The sequence below is a fragment of the Thiothrix litoralis genome (assembly GCF_017901135.1).
Classification (GTDB): domain Bacteria; phylum Pseudomonadota; class Gammaproteobacteria; order Thiotrichales; family Thiotrichaceae; genus Thiothrix; species Thiothrix litoralis.
This window is the reverse complement of the sequence record NZ_CP072801.1, coordinates 935,460-953,354: the sequence shown is the minus strand read 5'-3', so window position 1 is coordinate 953,354 and position 17,895 is coordinate 935,460. Positions and strand designations below refer to the sequence as shown.

At 54.6% G+C, this 17,895-nt stretch carries 17 protein-coding genes; 5 read left to right on the top strand and 12 right to left on the bottom strand.

Translation table 11 applies throughout. The features are described 5' to 3' along the window. Nucleotides 1-3: 3 nt before the first annotated feature. Nucleotides 4-2,076: a glycogen debranching protein GlgX gene (glgX, locus tag J9253_RS04570; protein ID WP_210223499.1), complete on the bottom strand. Its 2,073-nt coding sequence runs from the start codon at nucleotides 2,074-2,076 to the stop codon at nucleotides 4-6. A 250-nt stretch (nucleotides 2,077-2,326) separates the two neighbouring features. Between glgX and J9253_RS04565 the strand changes: the two genes are divergently transcribed. Beyond that, a complete protein-coding gene (locus J9253_RS04565) occupies nucleotides 2,327-2,854 on the top strand; it encodes an HU family DNA-binding protein (RefSeq protein ID WP_210223498.1) in 528 nt (175 codons plus the stop codon). On the opposite strand, the gene prmB is transcribed toward J9253_RS04565, so the two are convergent. Further along, nucleotides 2,851-3,753 carry a 50S ribosomal protein L3 N(5)-glutamine methyltransferase gene (prmB, locus tag J9253_RS04560; RefSeq protein ID WP_210223497.1) on the bottom strand — a complete coding sequence of 301 codons (903 nt, stop codon included), beginning with the start codon at nucleotides 3,751-3,753 and terminating at the stop codon, nucleotides 2,851-2,853. The two genes, J9253_RS04565 and prmB, sit on opposite strands and share 4 nt — an antisense overlap. Before the next feature lie 139 nt (nucleotides 3,754-3,892). On the opposite strand from prmB, the gene J9253_RS04555 reads away from it, so the two are divergent. Continuing rightward, nucleotides 3,893-4,414: a TIGR00645 family protein gene (locus tag J9253_RS04555; RefSeq protein ID WP_210223496.1), complete on the top strand. Its 522-nt coding sequence runs from the start codon at nucleotides 3,893-3,895 to the stop codon at nucleotides 4,412-4,414. A 5-nt stretch (nucleotides 4,415-4,419) separates the two neighbouring features. On the opposite strand, the gene J9253_RS04550 is transcribed toward J9253_RS04555, so the two are convergent. Then, complete coding sequence (locus tag J9253_RS04550) at nucleotides 4,420-5,187, bottom strand: fumarylacetoacetate hydrolase family protein (protein ID WP_210223495.1); 768 nt, start codon at nucleotides 5,185-5,187, stop codon at nucleotides 4,420-4,422. Between the two features lie 58 nt (nucleotides 5,188-5,245). Further along, on the bottom strand, nucleotides 5,246-5,995 hold the full coding sequence (locus J9253_RS04545) for a lysophospholipid acyltransferase family protein (protein WP_210223494.1): 750 nt from the start codon (nucleotides 5,993-5,995) through the stop codon (nucleotides 5,246-5,248). Nucleotides 5,996-6,115: 120 nt separating this feature from the next. On the opposite strand from J9253_RS04545, the gene J9253_RS04540 reads away from it, so the two are divergent. Together J9253_RS04540 and J9253_RS04535 are read left to right on the top strand one after the other, a co-directional pair. Next, nucleotides 6,116-7,153 carry a substrate-binding domain-containing protein gene (locus tag J9253_RS04540; protein WP_210223493.1) on the top strand — a complete coding sequence of 346 codons (1,038 nt, stop codon included), beginning with the start codon at nucleotides 6,116-6,118 and terminating at the stop codon, nucleotides 7,151-7,153. 167 nt (nucleotides 7,154-7,320) lie between these two features. Then, nucleotides 7,321-8,880, top strand: coding sequence for a protein adenylyltransferase SelO (locus tag J9253_RS04535; RefSeq protein ID WP_210223492.1), 1,560 nt, complete (start codon nucleotides 7,321-7,323; stop codon nucleotides 8,878-8,880). A 23-nt stretch (nucleotides 8,881-8,903) separates the two neighbouring features. Here J9253_RS04535 and J9253_RS04530 read toward each other — a convergent pair whose 3' ends face one another. The 8 genes from J9253_RS04530 to J9253_RS04495 form a co-directional block, all read right to left on the bottom strand. Beyond that, nucleotides 8,904-9,230 (bottom strand): hypothetical protein, encoded by a 327-nt coding sequence (locus tag J9253_RS04530; RefSeq protein ID WP_210223491.1) that lies wholly within the window; start codon nucleotides 9,228-9,230, stop codon nucleotides 8,904-8,906. Nucleotides 9,231-9,372: 142 nt separating this feature from the next. Then, nucleotides 9,373-9,846, bottom strand: a complete 474-nt coding sequence (locus tag J9253_RS04525; RefSeq protein WP_210223490.1) for a rhodanese-like domain-containing protein — start codon at nucleotides 9,844-9,846, stop codon at nucleotides 9,373-9,375. A gap of 30 nt (nucleotides 9,847-9,876) precedes the next feature. Next, nucleotides 9,877-10,551, bottom strand: a complete 675-nt coding sequence (locus tag J9253_RS04520) for a response regulator (protein WP_028487968.1) — start codon at nucleotides 10,549-10,551, stop codon at nucleotides 9,877-9,879. A gap of 27 nt (nucleotides 10,552-10,578) precedes the next feature. Continuing rightward, nucleotides 10,579-12,270 carry an ATP-binding protein gene (locus J9253_RS04515; protein ID WP_210223489.1) on the bottom strand — a complete coding sequence of 564 codons (1,692 nt, stop codon included), beginning with the start codon at nucleotides 12,268-12,270 and terminating at the stop codon, nucleotides 10,579-10,581. 4 nt (nucleotides 12,271-12,274) lie between these two features. Next, complete coding sequence (locus J9253_RS04510; RefSeq protein WP_210223488.1) at nucleotides 12,275-12,586, bottom strand: HesB/IscA family protein; 312 nt, start codon at nucleotides 12,584-12,586, stop codon at nucleotides 12,275-12,277. Then, on the bottom strand, nucleotides 12,583-13,986 hold the full coding sequence (locus J9253_RS04505) for a cobyrinate a,c-diamide synthase (protein ID WP_210223487.1): 1,404 nt from the start codon (nucleotides 13,984-13,986) through the stop codon (nucleotides 12,583-12,585). Before J9253_RS04505 ends, J9253_RS04510 begins: the two co-directional genes overlap by 4 nt. 56 nt (nucleotides 13,987-14,042) lie before the next feature. After that, on the bottom strand, nucleotides 14,043-15,413 hold the full coding sequence (locus tag J9253_RS04500; protein ID WP_210223486.1) for a sigma-54-dependent transcriptional regulator: 1,371 nt from the start codon (nucleotides 15,411-15,413) through the stop codon (nucleotides 14,043-14,045). Beyond that, entirely contained in the window at nucleotides 15,410-17,320 is a 1,911-nt protein-coding gene (locus J9253_RS04495) for a sensor histidine kinase (protein WP_228291504.1), read from the bottom strand. The genes J9253_RS04500 and J9253_RS04495 overlap by 4 nt, the downstream gene beginning before the upstream one ends. Nucleotides 17,321-17,583: 263 nt before the next feature. Between J9253_RS04495 and J9253_RS04490 the strand changes: the two genes are divergently transcribed. Continuing rightward, the gene (locus J9253_RS04490; RefSeq protein ID WP_210223485.1) at nucleotides 17,584-17,892 is read left to right on the top strand and encodes a hypothetical protein; all 309 of its coding nucleotides are present in this window, start codon (nucleotides 17,584-17,586) and stop codon (nucleotides 17,890-17,892) included. Nucleotides 17,893-17,895 lie beyond the last annotated feature (3 nt).

Sequence of the window (17,895 nt, the reverse complement as noted above, 5' to 3'; positions counted from 1 at the left end):
GCCTCAGTGGGACTCCAGCACCACCACACAGCGTCCCTCCACTGTGAGCTGGTTCGCACTGATGATGGGTTGTTCAGCGGGTTCATAAACCCCCGGTGCGGTGGTGGTATCGACAGCGAGTCGCCACTGCCGACCGGGGAACGGTGGCAATGCAAACGTCTGCGCTTCCACCGCCATATTCAGCACGATATGCAGCGCGGGTTCGTCGGGCTTGCTACCGGCAAGGGTGAACGCAATGTGCCGGGCATCCGGGTCGTTCCACGGTGCTGCATTGAGTGCCGTTCCATGCCAAGTAATGTCGGGCAGGTCATGACCATTTCTGGGCTGACCGGTAACAAAACGCGAGCGGCTTAAGGTTGGGTGGCGACGCCGTAGCCGGATCATGCCCTGCACGAAAGCCAGCATGTCGGCGTTGCGTTCCACCAGATTCCAGTCTTGCCAAGACAAGGCATTATCTTGGCAATAGGTGTTGTTGTTGCCCTGTTTGGTAGCCAGTATCTCGTCGCTACCATGCAGCATCGGCACGCCCTGACTAAGCAGCAAAATGGCGACAAGGTTTTTCGCCTGACGACGACGCAGCCGGTCGATACGCGGGTCATCGCTAGCCCCTTCCACCCCGTAGTTGGCGCTCAAGTTGTGATTATGACCGTCGCGGTTGTCTTCGCCATTGGCCGCGTTGTGCTTGCCTTCAAAACTGACCAGATCCCACAGGGTGTAACCGTCGTGGCAGGTGACAAAGTTGATCGAGTTCCACGGCAAGCGTCCACGGGAAGCATACAAATCGCTGGAGCCACACATACGGGTAGCGACTTCAGGAACCAGTCCGGTGTCACCACGCACAAAAGCGCGGATCACATCCCGGTACAGGCCATTCCATTCCGCCCAGCGGAAACCGGGGAAATCCCCCAACTGGTAAAGCCCGGCAGCATCCCATGCTTCGGCGATGATATGGGTTTGGCTCAAAAACTGGGATAGCTCAATATGCCAGAGCATCGGCGCATGGTACTGGGGGTTGCCATCCTCACCCCGCGCCATCGCACTCGCCAGATCGAAGCGGAAGCCATCCACATGCATCTCTTCCACCCAATAGCGCAGGGCATCCACCAGAAAGCGGCTAACCATCGGGTGATTGCAGTTCACGGTATTGCCGCAGCCGCTGTAATCCCGATAGCGGCTCCGGTCGATGAAGTCCAAGTGGTAAAACATCTCGTTGCCGAGTCCCTTGAAATTGATGGTAGGGCCAAACGGGCTGCCCTCGGCGGTGTGATTGAAGACCACATCGAGAATCACGCCCATGCCTGCGCGGTGCAATGCCTTGACCATATCGCGGAACTCATCGCGGGCACGCGCCGCTTCCACCGCAAAATGCGGATGCGGTGCATAGAAACTGTGCGTGCTGTAACCCCAGTAATTGCTTAACCCCATCGACGCCGTTTTGGGCGGTAAATCCTGCCGGTCGAACGCCATCACTGGCAGCAGCTCCACGTGGGTAACACCCAGTGCCTGTAAGTAGGGAATTTTCTCGATGACGCCAGCATAACTACCGGGATGCTCGACCCCGGAGGAAGGATGCCGGGTAAAGCCGCCCACGTGCATCTCATAGATAACCGACTCGCTCAACGGAATGTGTAACGGGGTATCACCTTCCCAATCGTAAACATCACTCTGCACCATCGCCCGCATCGCTTGGGCGACATTATCACCGGGAAGAGAAGCGGCCTCGCGATTCCACAGCCGGTCACTGATCGTGGTCGCCCACGGGTCTAGCAAGGCTTTTTCACCATCAAAGCGGCGACCGGTGGTGCGGGTGTCGCCCTGCCCGTGGGCACGCCAGTTGTACCAAGTTCCCATCGGCAGACCCAGCACCAATACGTGCCAAAAGAAAAAGGTACGGTGCGTATCTGGATCCAATTCGATGACCTGGAAAGGTTCTGTGCTGTCATCACGCTCGAACAACAGCAATTCCAGACGCTCCGCGTGCCGGGAGAAAACGCAGAAATTCACGCCGTCTTCAGTGATGGTAGTGCCGCCTTGGTTACGATTTCCAGGTTCGACAGGGTAACTCGAATGCGTCATGTTATGCTCCGGCTGACAGGCATGGGGGTGTGGATATGGTGTAAAGAATACCAGAGGCGAGCGTCATACCCTACGGGGAATGCGTTATCCATCACGTTCTGGAGGTAAATGCGCGGATAGTAAGCACCCCGAGAACCATTAATCCAGCAAGCTGGAACTGAAAACAGTTCCAGTCACTCAAATGGGTAGTTATCATCAAACGCTTAAATTCGGCGATGACACTGCCTATTTTTTTATTAAGGAGCCACTTATGTCATCTATCCACCTTGGGGCTGTGGCCTTGTTGTCCAGCCTATTCCTCAGCGCCTGTGTTCCGACAGGCGCTTACGTCAACCCGTGGAGTCCGTGGGGCGTGGCAACGCCAACGTATCCCGCCGCGACACCCATGCCGATTACTTACGTGGACATTTACAAATATCAGGGTTCACGCCAATGTGAAAGCGGTGGCATACCGTTAGAAGAAATGCAGCGTCAACTGCAAGCCGGTGGTGCAGTCGTCACCAGCAGCAGTTGCGGGATGGACGGGCGTGCGTACCCGGCCTTCTGTGGTGGTGCTGACGGCAAGATCAATATTTTCACCGTCACCAGCAATTCAATGAACGCCGCCTTATCGCAAGGTTTCACACCGCTGAACAACCTGCCCGATGCGCAAAGGATCAATTGCTACACCAGCAACAATGTCAATAATAACGTCAATAACACGGGCGACACCACCACCTATCCTTATGCAGGCACGGACGGTGATGCGTCTTACTACACGTACCGCCTGAAACCTTAGTTCGCCAGTTCACGCACCTGAGCGGCGGTGAGCAGGAATACCCCATCACCGCCGCGCTCGAATTCCAGCCAATGGAACAGCACATCCGGGTAAGCGGCTTGCAGGGCGTATTGGCTATTGCCCACTTCCACCACCAAAATGCCGTGATCCGTCAAATGCTTGGCGGCATCACGCAGGATGCGGCGGGTATGATCCAGCCCATCATCCCCTGATGCCAGCGCCAAAGCGGCGGGCTCATGCAAGAATTCCGGGGTCAAGGCAGCCATGTCCTGCGCATCCACATACGGCGGGTTGCTGACGATAATGTCGTACTGGCGACCTTGCAGATGGTCGAACAAATCAGACTCAAGTGCTTCTACCTGACCAGCAAGGTTATGGCGCTCGATATTGATCCGCGCCACTTCCAACGCTTCCGCCGAAATGTCACCCAAATCAACCCGTGCATGGGGGAAAGCGTAGGCGCAAGCAATGCCGATACAGCCGCTACCGGTACACAAATCCAGAATATGATGTACCTCATGCTCTGCAATCCACGGTGCGAAATGCTTTTCGATGTATTCCGCAATCGGCGAACGCGGGATCAGCACATGCTCATCCACGTAAAACGGCAAACCGAGGAACCAGCCTTCATGGGTGAGGTAGGCCGCTGGTTTACGGGTTTCAATCCGCTGCTGAATAATCTCAGCCACCGCAGCGCGTTCGCTACGGGTCAAACGGCTATCAAAATACAGATCGGGGGTATCCACCGGCAAATACAGGGTATGCAACACCAAATAAGCCGCCTCATCAAACGGGGAAGACATCCCGTGTGAAAAGCTCAATTCGGCGTCAGCAAAGCGGCTTGCGCCCCAGCGGATATAATCCTTAATGGTCAACAGTTCAGAATGATCGAAATCCATAGTCATCGCAGGTCAGTAAATCGGGGTAAGCCGCGTATCATCCCGCATTTTGTGGCAGGCCGCTATGGGTTATTGCCGGAGCGTGCAACACAAATTATGATTGCATCCCTTTTTTACCAACACAATAAACCGGGATATCATGAAAAGCGCCGCGAAAAAGATCGAACATCTCTTTGAACATTTCCTGTTTACCAGTCGCTGGTTGCTCGCGCCTGTGTATTTAGCCTTGGTCGTAGCCTTGGGTGTATTACTGGTGAAGTCAGGGAAAGTATTGTGGGTATTAACCACTACCATACTGACTGCCAGTGATGACGACATCATTATCGGCGTACTGTCTCTCGTCGATATCTCGCTGATCATGAACTTGTTGATCATTATCATTTTCAGTGGCTACGAAAATTTCGTCTCCAAAATGGATGACCTGCACGAACACGCTGACCGCCCCGACTGGATGGGGCATATCGGCTTCAGTGACCTGAAATTGAAGCTCATCGGCTCTATCGTTGCCATTTCCGGGGTTGACCTGCTCAAAAACTTTATGGCATTAGGCTCAATCCACGCCCCCCCGACTGAGGACATGGCTTGGATGGTCGGCATCCACCTGACCTTCGTCATTTCTGGCGTACTGTATGCGCTGACGGATCGACTAAACCGTAAATAATAAGCCTACCCGAAACGGTTGGTCAGCTCGCCTACTCCGGCGATGCTGACCACCACCGTATCACCATCAGCCATGCCACACACACCGACGGATGTACCACAAGCAATCACATCGCCCGCTTCCAACGTCATGTCATGTGAAATGCGGCTAACGATCTCATCGGGGGAAAAGAACATATCGGCAACTGGGTAATTCTGTTTTTCCACACCATTCAACTCCACCCGCACGCGTAACGTTGCCGGATCAAGCCCGGTAGCGATGCTAGGGCCAAACACTCCAAACTGATCAAAACTCTTGGCACGCGTCCAATGCACAAAAGCCGGGTCAAGTTTCAGCAACTCACGCGCGGTCACATCGTTCACGCAGGTATAACCAAAAATATGTTCGGAAGCCTGTTCCAGCGCAATACCCTTGCAACGTTTGCCGATCACAATCCCCAATTCACCCTCGAAAACCACCATGCCACTGTAACCTACCGGGCGTGGAATCAGCTCGCCATCAGCAGCAAAACTGTTGGCGGCCTTGAGGAAATACAGCGGGTGTTCGGGCTTATGCAGGTTTTCCACCACCGCCCTTTCCTGAAAATTATTCCACAAGCCAATCAGCTTGGAAGGCTCGCACGGGCGCAACAGCTTGACAGCCGCCAGCGCAAATTCGCGCCCACTCAGGGTACTGCCAGCAAACATATCCCCGGTATATTCGGTAATGATGCCGTGTACCAATGTACCAAAACGGGTTTCACCCTCGGCTGTAAAACGTACCCACTGTGCCATGTCGCGCTCCTGTCAAAACAATTTCCAGAGCTTACGGTTGCAACGCACAAAAATCCAGTCATGCAGGCCGTTTTACCAACGCCCGGACTTGCTGTTCACACGCTGCCGCCAAGGTTTTACGGTCGACCCCAGTCGTTTGCAGCAATGGCAAGAAGTGGATTTCGGCCTGAATTTCTGCTTCATCCAGCAAACTTTTCAGGTTATCCCACAGCGATTGCTGCTCAACATACGGAACCAGCGGGTGCGTCAAACCATCAGCGCCGGGATACCGCAACGCCACCGGCTGCACCGGCACATTCGCCTCAAAGGCTGACGCGAGTAAGCGGGCATGGAACGTGCGTACATCATTACCCGTCGTCGTCGTGCCTTCCGGGAACAATAACACGACCCTCCCCGCCTGCAAGGCTTGCAAAATGGTGGCTGATGCCGCCGCCGCCGCGCCTGCTTTCCCGCGCGTAATAAATAAAGTACCCGACTTTTCCGCCAACCAGCCAATGATTGGCCAATGGCGTACTTCCTGCTTGGAAAGAAAACGCACGTTAGCCGCTCCACCCAACAGCGCAATATCCAGCCATGAAATGTGATTGGACACCATGAGCGCCGCCTGCCCGACAGGTTCGCCGATGACCCTCACCCGCACCCCCAAGATTTGCCCGGTTTTACGCAACCACCCACTCACCAGTCGCTGATAGAATGGCGCATCCGCCGACATCCGCCACACACCCGCCACCAACAGGGTGAGCACCAGCCCGTTCAAAACATGCAATACCAACCGGGTCAGGCGCACTGACCGCCGCAATAGCTTCATCCTAATTTTCCTTTTTTTAAGCTTGTCACAAAGCTGTCATATTAAACGCTTAGAGTACGCAGCAGTTCAGTCTTTCTACGGATTGACCCCAATATTGACTTAAACTTTGGAGACATTCAAATGAAGAAACTTGCTCTTACGATTGCTGCTGCTCTGGCACTGTCTGCTACCGCTGCACAAGCCCGTGACAATATCGAAATCGTGGGTTCTTCCACCGTTTATCCTTTCTCCACCACGGTTGCTGAGCAGTTTGCCAAGAAAACCGGCAGTTCTGCGCCTAAAGTTGAATCAACTGGCACAGGCGGCGGCTTCAAACTGTTCTGTTCTGGCGCGGGCATCGACACCCCCGACATCACCAACGCTTCACGACGCATGAAACAAAGCGAACTGGATGATTGCATCAAGAATGGCGTTGATAAAGTCACTGAAGTGCAAGTCGGCTTCGATGGTATCGCCATTGCGAATGCCAAAGCAGCGGCTGAGTATGACCTGAGCATGAAAGACCTGTTCATGGCTCTGGCGAAAAACGTTCCAAACGACAAAGGCGAACTGGTTGCCAACCCTTACAAAACCTGGAAAGAAGTCAACGCTGCCCTGCCAGATGCGAAAATCGAAGTACTGGGCCCGCCACCCACCTCCGGCACACGCGACGCTTTCTCCGAAATGGTCATGGAAGGCGGCTGTAAAGGCATTGCACCTTTGGACGCCCTCAAGGATAAACCCAAAGACCATAAAGCCGCTTGCACCACCGTTCGTGAAGACGGCGCTTACATCGAAGCGGGCGAAAACGACAACCTGATCGTGCAAAAACTGGATGCCAACCCTAACGCCCTAGGTATCTTCGGTTACAGCTTCCTCGAACAAAACGAAGACAAAGTGAAAGGCTCCAAAGTCGACGGCGTAGCGCCTACCTTTGAGAGCATTTCTGATGGCAGCTACCCGGTTTCCCGCCCCTTGTTCATGTATGTGAAAAACTCACATGCTGAACAAGTGAAAAATATCAAAGAATTCCTCGCTGAATTCACCAGCGATGCAGCTTGGGGCGATGATGGCTATCTGGCAGACAAAGGTCTGATCCCCATGCCGGAAGACCTGCGTAAAACCGTCGCCAGTGCAGCGGCTGAACTCAAACCACTGGCGGCTGACGAACTGAAATAATAAGTATCCTCCTCGCCGACAATAACATTGCCAATGATGGCGTTAAGGGAGCACAGCAGTGCTCCCTTTTTTATGGCGCAAACACAATCCACCCCACCCATTACGGCTTCTCGACACACCCGCCCCCATCTGTTCTGCTTGGAAGCCTGACACCAACAGGATTTCCCATGCATCCCTTGAATTTCGACAACCGTTTCGTGCGTGAACTGCCCGGTGATACCGACGGTTTCAAACTCCCCCGCCAAGTCCACAATGCGCTTTGGTCAGAGGTGCAACCTACGCCAGTCGCCGACCCGCACCTGCTGATACATTCGCCGGAAGTCGCCACCCTGCTCGGCTGGATAGAGGCCGACATTAAGCACCCCGATTTTGCGCAAGTCTTCGGTGGCAACCAACTGCTGGAGGGAATGCAACCCTACGCAGCCTGCTACGGCGGACACCAGTTCGGCGGCTGGGCAGGCCAATTGGGTGACGGGCGTGCCATGAGCCTCGGCGAAACTGTCAATGCCAACGGCGAACGCTGGGAACTGCAACTCAAAGGCGCAGGCCCCACGCCCTATTCGCGCCGCGCGGACGGGCGTGCCGTGCTGCGTTCCTCGGTACGCGAATTCCTGTGCAGTGAAGCCATGCACCACCTCGGCATTCCCACCACCCGCGCCCTGAGTCTGGTAGCAACCGGCGATGGCGTGCTGCGTGACATGTTCTACGACGGCCATGCAGCCATTGAACCGGGCGCTATCGTCTGCCGTGTTGCCCCGTCGTTCATCCGTTTCGGCAACTTTGAACTACCTGCTTCACGCGGTGACATCGGCTTGCTGGAACAACTAGTGGATTTCACCATCGACCGCGATTACCCCGAACTGCAAGGCGATACCCAAGCCAAACGCGGGCAATGGTTCCTCGAAATCTGCCGCCGCACAGCGGTAATGATTGCGCACTGGATGCGGGTCGGCTTCGTGCATGGTGTGATGAACACTGACAATATGTCGATCCTCGGCCTGACCATCGACTATGGCCCTTACGGCTGGCTGGAAGATTACGACCCGATGTGGACACCCAACACCACCGATGCCCAAGGCAAACGCTACTGCTACGGGCAACAACCCTACATTGGTCATTGGAACCTTGCCCGCCTGCGTGATGCCTTGAAGCCGGTGATCAGCGATGCCAGCGTGTTGGAAGCCGGTTCACAGCTTTACGCCGACACTTACAGCGCAACCTTTGGGGAAATGCTTGCCGCCAAATTCGGCATACGTGAGTTGTCGGATGAAGATGCGCCGTGGATCAACGGTGCGTTTGAATTGCTACACAAGGCAGAAGTGGACATGACGCTATTCTTCCGCAACCTCGCCGAGATTGACCTGCAAAACCCCTCGCTGGAACCGCTGCACCCCGCGTTTTACCGTGATGACTGGCGGCAAGAACACCAACAGGCATGGGAAAGCTGGTTGGTGCAATATTGCCAGCGTTTACAACAGGATGAGCTGCCAGCAGCCGAGCGCCGCGCCCGCATGAATGCGGTTAATCCACGTTTTGTGCTGCGTAATTACCTCGCCCAGCAAGCGATAGACCAAGCCGCCCATGGCGATAATGGGATGTTGCAGGAATTGTTAGAAGTGTTACGCCGCCCTTATGATGAGCAGCCTGTAAAGGCAGTTTTTGCCGAAAAACGCCCGGAATGGGCACGGCATAAGGCAGGGTGTTCGATGCTGTCGTGCAGCTCGTAAATACGGGAGTGGAAGATTAAGGGTTAATTGGCGACAGGTGGTTTACGCAGTGGTAAGGCACAGAATGTCGTGCATTTTTTGTTATCCCCCACGTTAACCTCAACAGCCTGCTGCTGCCGCAGCGCAGGTTGTTTGGATTCCACCCAGATAGCGGCAGGAGGTGCATCAGGGTTTTCCTGATAGCTAGGCGCGGTTTCTGACGGGGTTGTTTTGGTTTCTTCCTGCTGTTGGAACGGGTTCAGACCGGATACCGTATCAGGGATATCGGAGAGGCTTGAACAACTGGATAACAATACGCCAAGCGCTAGTATCAGCGTACACCAGAGTACCGTGTGGTTAGTTCGATTCATGCTAGTTCTCCTGACTTTTTCTGCTTAAATAGGGACATTTGTACACAAAGCGCCACTAGTGTATCAGTAAAGAGACAAAAAAACCGTTGAATTTATTTAAATGTTGCAGAAAAAACACATAAATGTTTTATCATACCCGAACTCAGGTTTTGGGTTCAAGTTGCTCCGGGCGTACTGGCGGACTCAGCTCTGCTTCCGCCCAATCAATGTCGACTGGCTCACCGGCTGGGTTAAACAGCGGTAACTCGTAATCATTCCAACCGCGCACCCCGGTTTTCATGGAATAGACTTGCTGATACCCCATCAAGCTCAAGGTCAAAGCCGCCAAAGCCGTGCGATTCCCGGAACGACACACCAACACCACGGGCTTGTCACGCGCTTGCACCAAAGTCGGGATAGTGTCGGAATACCCCCAATCACACGATGCCTCCAAGATTCCTCGCGGTACATGCAAGGAATCCTGAATATGCCCGGCGTTATACTCATCCGCTTCACGGATATCGACGACCAGCATTTCCGGGTGGGTGGCACGCATTTCATCCACATCCCAAGGCATCAATTCACGGATATGGGGCAAGGCATCAGCGACCAGCGCTGCAAATGTTTTCTGAGACATGCTAATCATCTATCAAATGGCAAGATTAAATCAGTGATCGGCGTTAGCCGCTTCTACACGGATACCGTGTTCCACCGCCATGACCGCTGCTGTAATCCGCGAACTGACGTTCAGTTTGCGTAAAATGGCTTTCACATGCAGCTTGACCGTGCCGTCGGAAATACCGAGGTTACGCGCAATCACCTTATTACTTTGGCCTTCCGCCAACAGGGTGAGGATCTCGTATTCACGCGGGGTCAACTCTGAAAACGGGTTGGGAATCTTGTTTTCGTTGGAACGTGCATCACCACCCTGCACTACCCTCGCCAAGACCGGCGCAAGTTCTGGCGCAACCACCGTCTTGCCCGCAACGATTTCGCGCAAGGCCACCACTAAATCATCCGGCTCAATGTCTTTGAGCAAATAACCGCGTGCACCACTGCGTAAGGCTTCCACCAAATCGTTTTCGTTGCTGCTGGTGGTCAGCATGACAACGCGCAGATCGGGGCTGTTTTTACGCAACTGGCGTAGGACGCTGAGACCGTCCATTTGCGGCATCCGCATATCCAGCAATACGATGTCGGGAGCAAGGTTGGCGGCAGCAATCAACCCTTCATCGCCACTGCCGACGGCAGCCACGACGCGGATACCCCGCCGGGTCAGCAAATCTTCCAGACCTGCACGGAACAGGGTGTGGTCGTCAATCAGCAATACTTTTTCGTTCATGTGGGGTCGCTTATTATAGGGTGATCATCAGGCAACTGGCTGAGCTCCAAAGAGGTCAGACAGCTTCTTGGTCGGTGGTGCGTCGAAATTCAATTGTATCAGTGTACCCTCACCCGGTTCACTTTCAAACTGTATCTCGCCGCCAATCTTCTCGGAACGTTCCTGCATAATGCGTAAACCAATGTGTTCACCCGTCGTCGGGTTTGGCTCAGGCAGCGGGTCAGGCAGACCAACGCCATCATCTTCCACCAGAATGCTGCAACGTCCCTCTTCATTGCTGAACAGCAACAAGCGCACGGTGGAAGCCTGGCTGTGCTTACGGATATTGGTGAGCGCCTCCTGTACAATGCGGATCACTTCCACTTCCGCCTCACGGGACAAGTCTTTCAACGCCCAATTATGGTAGAAAAACACTTCCATCCCCGTCTCTTGGCGGAAACGTTCAGTCAAGCGCTCGACCGCCCGCAGGATGCCTTTGCCATCAATCGGCGCACGGAAATCGGTAATCAGGCTGCGTAACTCAGCGTAGGCTTCGTCGATGGTATTTTCCAGCACCTCCAACTCGTGCCACATATCAGCTTCGTGCCCCCGGTTAAAGGAGTCGTCCAGCAAACGCACCTTGAAACGCAAGCTGGCAAGTGTTTGTGCGAGGGAATCGTGCAATTCGTGCGCCATGCGGGTACGTTCTTCCATGATCGACAGGGTACGCATGTCCTCGTCACTATTGGACTTCTCGATAGCCATGCCCAAGTGTTGCCCGATACTCAGCAACAGTTCATCATCTTCCAGCTTGTCGTAACGCCCTTTACGAATGAACAGGTTGTAAACGCCCAGCACCTTGTCACGGTATTGCAACGGAATCGCCAGCATCTCCAGATCTTGCGCCCCGGCACACAAGGGCTGGCCGATGATCAGGTTACACTCTGCCACATCGCTACGTACCTTGATGTCGCGGTCAAGCGCCGCGTGTCCACACAAGCAGCTTGGGGAGGGCAAGGTTTCCTCCAGTTTCACCGCTTCGGCATTCAGGCCGATACTGGAAACCAGCCGCAGCTTGCCCTCGCGATCCAGCAAACGCACCGTCGCGGCTTCCGCCTTGATCACATCCTTGAGCGTGTCTAAAAAACGCTTGAATAGATTTTCCAGACTATCCGCCCGGTTGACGCAACTGGCCACTTCGTACAGCACGCTAAGGTGGCGCTTTTTCTGAGCAAGGTATTTTTCCTGACGGCTCATGCGCTTTTGCTGCATCCGCGACAGGGCGTGGTAATCCTCGGTAATGGCGTTGATTTGCTCGCGTATCTTGCGGGAGGGGCAGCTTTTGCCTGAAATGTGCATCCGTGCACTCAGATCGCCTTTGCGTAAGCGAATCGCCCAGCGTGACAACTCTGTACCAAAGCGCGAAAATTCCCGCCAGAGCCAGTACAACAGCAGCAACACACCCACACCTGATATGCCCCATAACCCCGTCATCACGGGCGCAACCCAACTATCCTGACTGCTGCTACTGGTTGTCCAGAAATACACCGCTCCAATCACCGTGAACACAAAAAACAGAATCAGCAAACTGATTTGTGCTTGCCACGGCAGATCAATCACCGGGCGGCCTTCTTGACTCGCCCAGTAAGTGTTGCGGGAAGCCGACGCAAGCTCGTCATCAACCTCCGCTTGCTGCTTCAGCGTGGTGGGAATCGGTAACTTGACGACGGTTTCTTGCATGGGCTTATACCTGCGGTGGGCGATAGTTAGGGTCGTTAGGGTTGATGAATACGAACTCTAATTTGCCGTCAATTTCAACATAATCCAGCGTCATACCATCAACCAAGGGCTGGGATTCTGCTGCAACCACCAGACTGACACCTTCGGATGCGATGGTTTGGTCGCCAGCCTGCGCTTGGTCATCGAAACCCATCAGGTAATGGAAACCGCCATCCGGCTTTTTCTGGACAGCAATGCGTAACGGCAGGCCAATGGCATTACCTTCTACCGAAGCAGTAAGAACTTGAGTAGCAGCAGCAGGGGTGACTGTGATCATGCAGTTGTTTTCCTAGTGGTTTGTCGAATAAATGCTACAAAACGCTGCGCCCAGTGGAATTGGGAAGTGTCGCGCATGTGCGTGTAAGAAGCCAATAAATGGCGGTAAATCCAGCCATCGTGTTGACCGTCGATGCCGGTTCCGCGTTGCATACGGTAGGCGAATTTACCCGTCGCGGTCAAATTTTCAAGCCGCGAATAATGAAACTCGTGGGCATTAATGGTGTGGGTCATATTACCACCTGGCCAGGGCATATCAGCGGTTTCCTGCAATTTCACATAACCCCTGCCCTGCGGCTTGGGGTGCATCACCGCATCGCCGGGAATAATGCCCACCATTGCCGCCTGCTGCCCGTTCCAGACCAGGCTGCGGGAAAGGTACATCAGCCCGCCACATTCTGCATACGTTGGCAGGCCGTTGTCGATGGCAGTGCGGATGGATTCGCGCATGGCAACATTCGCCGCCAGTTGCTGCATGTGGGTTTCGGGGAAACCGCCGCCGATGAACAAGCCGTCGATGTCGGGCAGTGCCGTATCGGTCAGGGTATTGACGGGGACGAGTTCCGCGCCAGCTTGTTGCAAAGCTTCGAGGTCGCCGGGGTAGTAGAAGCCGAAGGCGGGGTCTTGGCAGATGCCGATACGAAGGAGGGAATGTGAAGAGGGCGTATGCAATACGCCCCTACGATCAGAGGGTAGGGGCGTATTGCATACGCCCTCTTCCGCCGTTGCCGCAATCCCACGCAATAAATCCAAATCCACCTGCTCTGCCACCAGATCGCGAATCCGCGCGATTTGCGCCTCCGCCTCACCGCTCTCGTTGCTGGGCATCAACCCCAGATGGCGCTCTTCAATTTCCATCTCCGGGTTGTTTTGCACCGCGCCTAACACGTTGATGTCGGTATGGTATTCCACCGATTCGCGCAACTTGGCTGCGTGGCGTGCGCCACCGACGCGATTGAAGATGATTCCAGCAATATTGATGTCGTGGTCAAATGCTTGATAGCCGAGCAGCAGCGGGGCAATGCCGCGCGTCATGCCGCGTGTATCCACCACCAGCACCACCGGGGAACGGGTCAGTTTGGCGATGGCGGCATTGCTGTCGGAACCATCCAACGCCATACCATCGTACAAACCCTTGTTGGCTTCGATCAGAGCAATGTCGGTATTCAGGGAATAACGCTGCACGGTCTGGATGATTTCACCCGGCGTCATGGTGTTGAAATCGAGGTTGTGGCAAGCGCGACCACTGGCAGCGCCGAGCCACAGCGGGTCGATGTAATCCGGGCCTTTCTTGAAAGGCTGCACGATCGAGCCTTGCGCACGCAAAGCCGCACACAGGCCAATCGAAACCGTGGTCTTGCCGGAGGATTTGTGGGTTGCGGAAATGAAAATTCTTGCCATGCCGGTATTCTAACGCAATTCCAGTATATTATTAAATGTTAATACTATTTGCCGGGTCAGGCATCCATGTAATCGTACTTCTTCAACAAGCGGTATACATTTCGCTCGCTGATACCCAAGGCACGCGCCACTTTGCCCCGATGCCCGTCATACTTATCCAGCAACAGGTGCAGGTAATGCTTTTCCAGATCGTCCAGTGTGGGGGTGTGCTCAAAACTCAGGTGTACGCCCTTGCGGGCATTCGCTGCTAGTGCTGTCGGGGAAACTTCACTGCCAAAGCTGCTGAGGGTAATGTGTTCCGGCTGAATCCGTGCTGCATCGCCGGAAAGTATAATGGCGCGTTCCACCATGTTCTTCAGTTCGCGGATATTGCCCGGCCATGGGTAAGCCAGCAGCTTGTCGAGCGACTTGTCACCCAGGCGCTTGTTGACCCGGCGTGAAAAGTCGTGGTTGCTGATAAAATGATCAACCAGCGCCTGAATGTCTTCCTTGCGCTCACGCAGGGGTGGCACGTAGATGGTGAACGCATTCAGGCGGTAAAACAGGTCAGCGCGGAACGTGCCTTCCTGTGACATTGCCAACAAATCGCGGTTGGTAGCGGCGACCACCCGCACATTGGCACTCAGGTCACGGGTTCCGCCCAGCCGCCGGTAGCGCCCAGTTTCCAGCACCCGCAACAGCTTGGCTTGAATCGCTGGGGTAATTTCGCCGATTTCATCCAGAAACAGCGAGCCACCTTCGGCGCTTTCGATCAGCCCTTTTTTCTGGCGGTCAGCGCCGGTAAATGCGCCTTTTTCATGCCCGAACAATTCGGACTCGAACAGGTTTTCTTGCATGGTGCAGCAGTCCAGCGCCACGTAACTATGCTTGGCTACTTGGCTACGCTCATGGATTTCGCGGGCTACCAACTCCTTGCCGACGCCGCTTTCACCCTGAACCAACACGGTCATCATGCTGGGGGCAACCGCACCAATCATGTTTTCCACTTCCTTCAAGGCGGGGCTTTGACCGACCATGAAAGATTTGCGTTTTTGTACTTGTTCCTTGAGGTAGAGGAATTCTTTCCTCATGCTGTGGGTATCCAGCGTCTTGCGGATCACCATTTCCAGCTCATCCATATTGATGGGTTTGAGCAAATATTCCGCCGCCCCTGCCCGTACCGCGCCGACCGCTTCTTTCACGCTGCCATAGGCGGTAATGATGACGACCGGGTAATCCGTCACCAGTTGCGGCAGAATCTGGCTACCACGAGCATCCGGCAACTGGCAGTCCAGCAACACCAGATGCGGGTCGTGCTGTTGCAGGTACACTTGCCCTTCCGCCCAGGAATGCACTCCGGTAGCGGCGTAGCCCATGCGGTTCAATTGCCCCACCATCAGCCGGTTCAGGGTCACATCGTCATCAACCACCAGTATCAGGGGAATCATGCCACCTCCTTACTGAGCGCATCGGCATCCGGGAAAGACAGGACAAAAGCTGTCTTGCCCGGAGCGTGTGCCGCTACCCCAATCTGCCCGCCGTGCTGGTTGACCAGTGAGCGGGTAATGGTCAGACCCAACCCTGAACCACGCTGGTCATGCCGACGGCTGAAGAAAGGGTCAAAAATATGTGGCAACACCGCGTCATCAATGCCGGTTCCGGTATCTTCCACCCGGATTTCGATATTGTCGCCCTGATAACCGCTCCCCACCAGCAGTTCCCCCCCATCCGGCATGGCATGGAAAGCGTTCTGCACCAGATTCAGGATAATCATGCGTAAATCATTGTCGGCGGCAAGAATGCGCGGGTTGCCGGAAGCCAATTCCAGCCGCTCGTGGATACCGCGCTGCTCACGCTCAAAACGCAGCAGGGAGAGGGTTTCGCGGATAACGGTGTTCACTTCCACCAATTCCGGGTGACCGCTGGCGAGTGTGCCGAGTTTCATCAAGCGGTGGGTGACATCCAGACATTGCTCCACCCGCTCATCGACCAGATGCAGGTAGTCCTTCAGTTCCGCCACATCTTCCGGCGAATCATCCAGTATCTGCCCGCTCGCCTGTAAGGCAATACGCACCGAAGCCAGCGGGTTGTGGATTTCATGCGCAACACCTGCCGCTAATTCGCCCAGTGAAGCGAGTTTTTGTTCATGCGAATACTGCACTGCCTTGTCCAGATCGCGCACCGATTCCACCACCAAACATTCGGCGTCTGCACTGTCATCAGGTGCCAGTGGCAGGCGGGCTGCATACACCTCGGTAGACAGCAGAGAACCATCCGCCCGTTGCAGGGTTTCCATGAATTTCAGGCTGGAGTGGCTGGCATCCAGTACTTGCAAGGGGCAGGTGTGCAGCGATGACGGGCACGGCGTGTCGCGCTGGTGTGCCACCTTGTAGCAATATTGCTGGCGCAGCTCGGCGGGCGAGGTAAAGCCGCTTTGCTCTGCATAGGCACGGTTGGCAACCACAATCTGGTAATACGGGTCGATCACCCGCACGCCATCGGGTACGGCATCAATCAGCCCCTGCAAAAACTGTTCGCGACTTTGCAGCACGCGATGGCTGTGTTGCAAGCGTTCCGCCATGTGGTTGAAGGTGTTGGCGAGGTTCGCCATTTCATCACGCCCCGCGACCGGCACGCGGGTCGCCAGTTCCCCCTGTGACAAAGCTTGGCTGGCGCTATTCAAACGCTTGACCGGCTGTAAAACGTAACGCTGCATGAACCACCATGCCGCCCCCGCACTGAACACAACAGCAATACTGCCTGCACCAATCAGTACCAGAATATTCATCAACCCCTTTTGACGGATAGAGGCTGCGTCGTAATCGACCACCAGAATGCCGTTGACCGGGTGGGAAGCCACACTGCCGTGACATTCCATGCATGGCGACCTGTTCCTGACCGGGTGGAAAGTGCGCAGGATTTCCCCACCGCTATCACTGACCAGAAAACGGGTCACAGGCTCGATGGGCAGGCTGGCAGACGTACACCCCGGACAAAATTGCTGGATCACCTGCGCCGCCGCTTGCCCCTGCCGTTCCGGTCGGGAGGCAAAACGCACCTCCCCCGCCGGGTTCAGGATCATGACATCGCGAACCCCTTCCTGTTTGCCCAGATCGGTGATGATGTCCCGCAGCCCTGGCAGGTCACGGCGCAACATGGCACGTTCCAACGAAGATTCCAGCAGCAGGCTGACCGCGTGGGAAGCCTGAGTGCGCTCTTCGGTAATCTGGGCATTGTAGAAATAATAAAACATCATCAAGAAACACACCGACACCAACCCCAGCACCCCAAACAGGAAGGCAATAAAGCGGCGGCTCAAGTGTTGTTGGTAAAATATCTGCATTGAATCAGGCATACACACCCACAGGTTCATTGGTAGCAATCCTGTAAGTGTAATCCACTCCATGACAAAATGTCTGGCAAATCCACCTCCATGACATAATGTCACGCAGTGAATGACATTATGTCATGATCATCCAGCTAAAATACTCACTCGACAATACTGAAAATAAATAATAAAAATAACAATACCAGTATCTTACATCAAAATTTCCACGTATGGCACAGTTCCTGCTTTAAAGCCTATGAGCCAAGGATAGCGAGAGGAGACAACCCAATATGCGAATGTGTTATTTCATCTACCCCCTGATGCAAACCACCCTGTTTACACTACTGGTTGCTACTGCACAGGCAGAAGAACCTGCCTATATCGCAGGTACGAATCCGGCGGAACGACCCGCCACTGCCCCTGTCATCACGGAAGTCCACAAGGATGCCGCGTGGTATTCCGCCGCGTTGCATGGAGTGGAGCAACCTTATCCCCAGTCTCTTCATTTTCTGGAAAATCAGGGCAACTGGTTTTCCCCCTTCACTCATCCCGGTATGACGTCCCCCTATGACATTCGGGGCTGGCATAACGGCGAGTAAGGT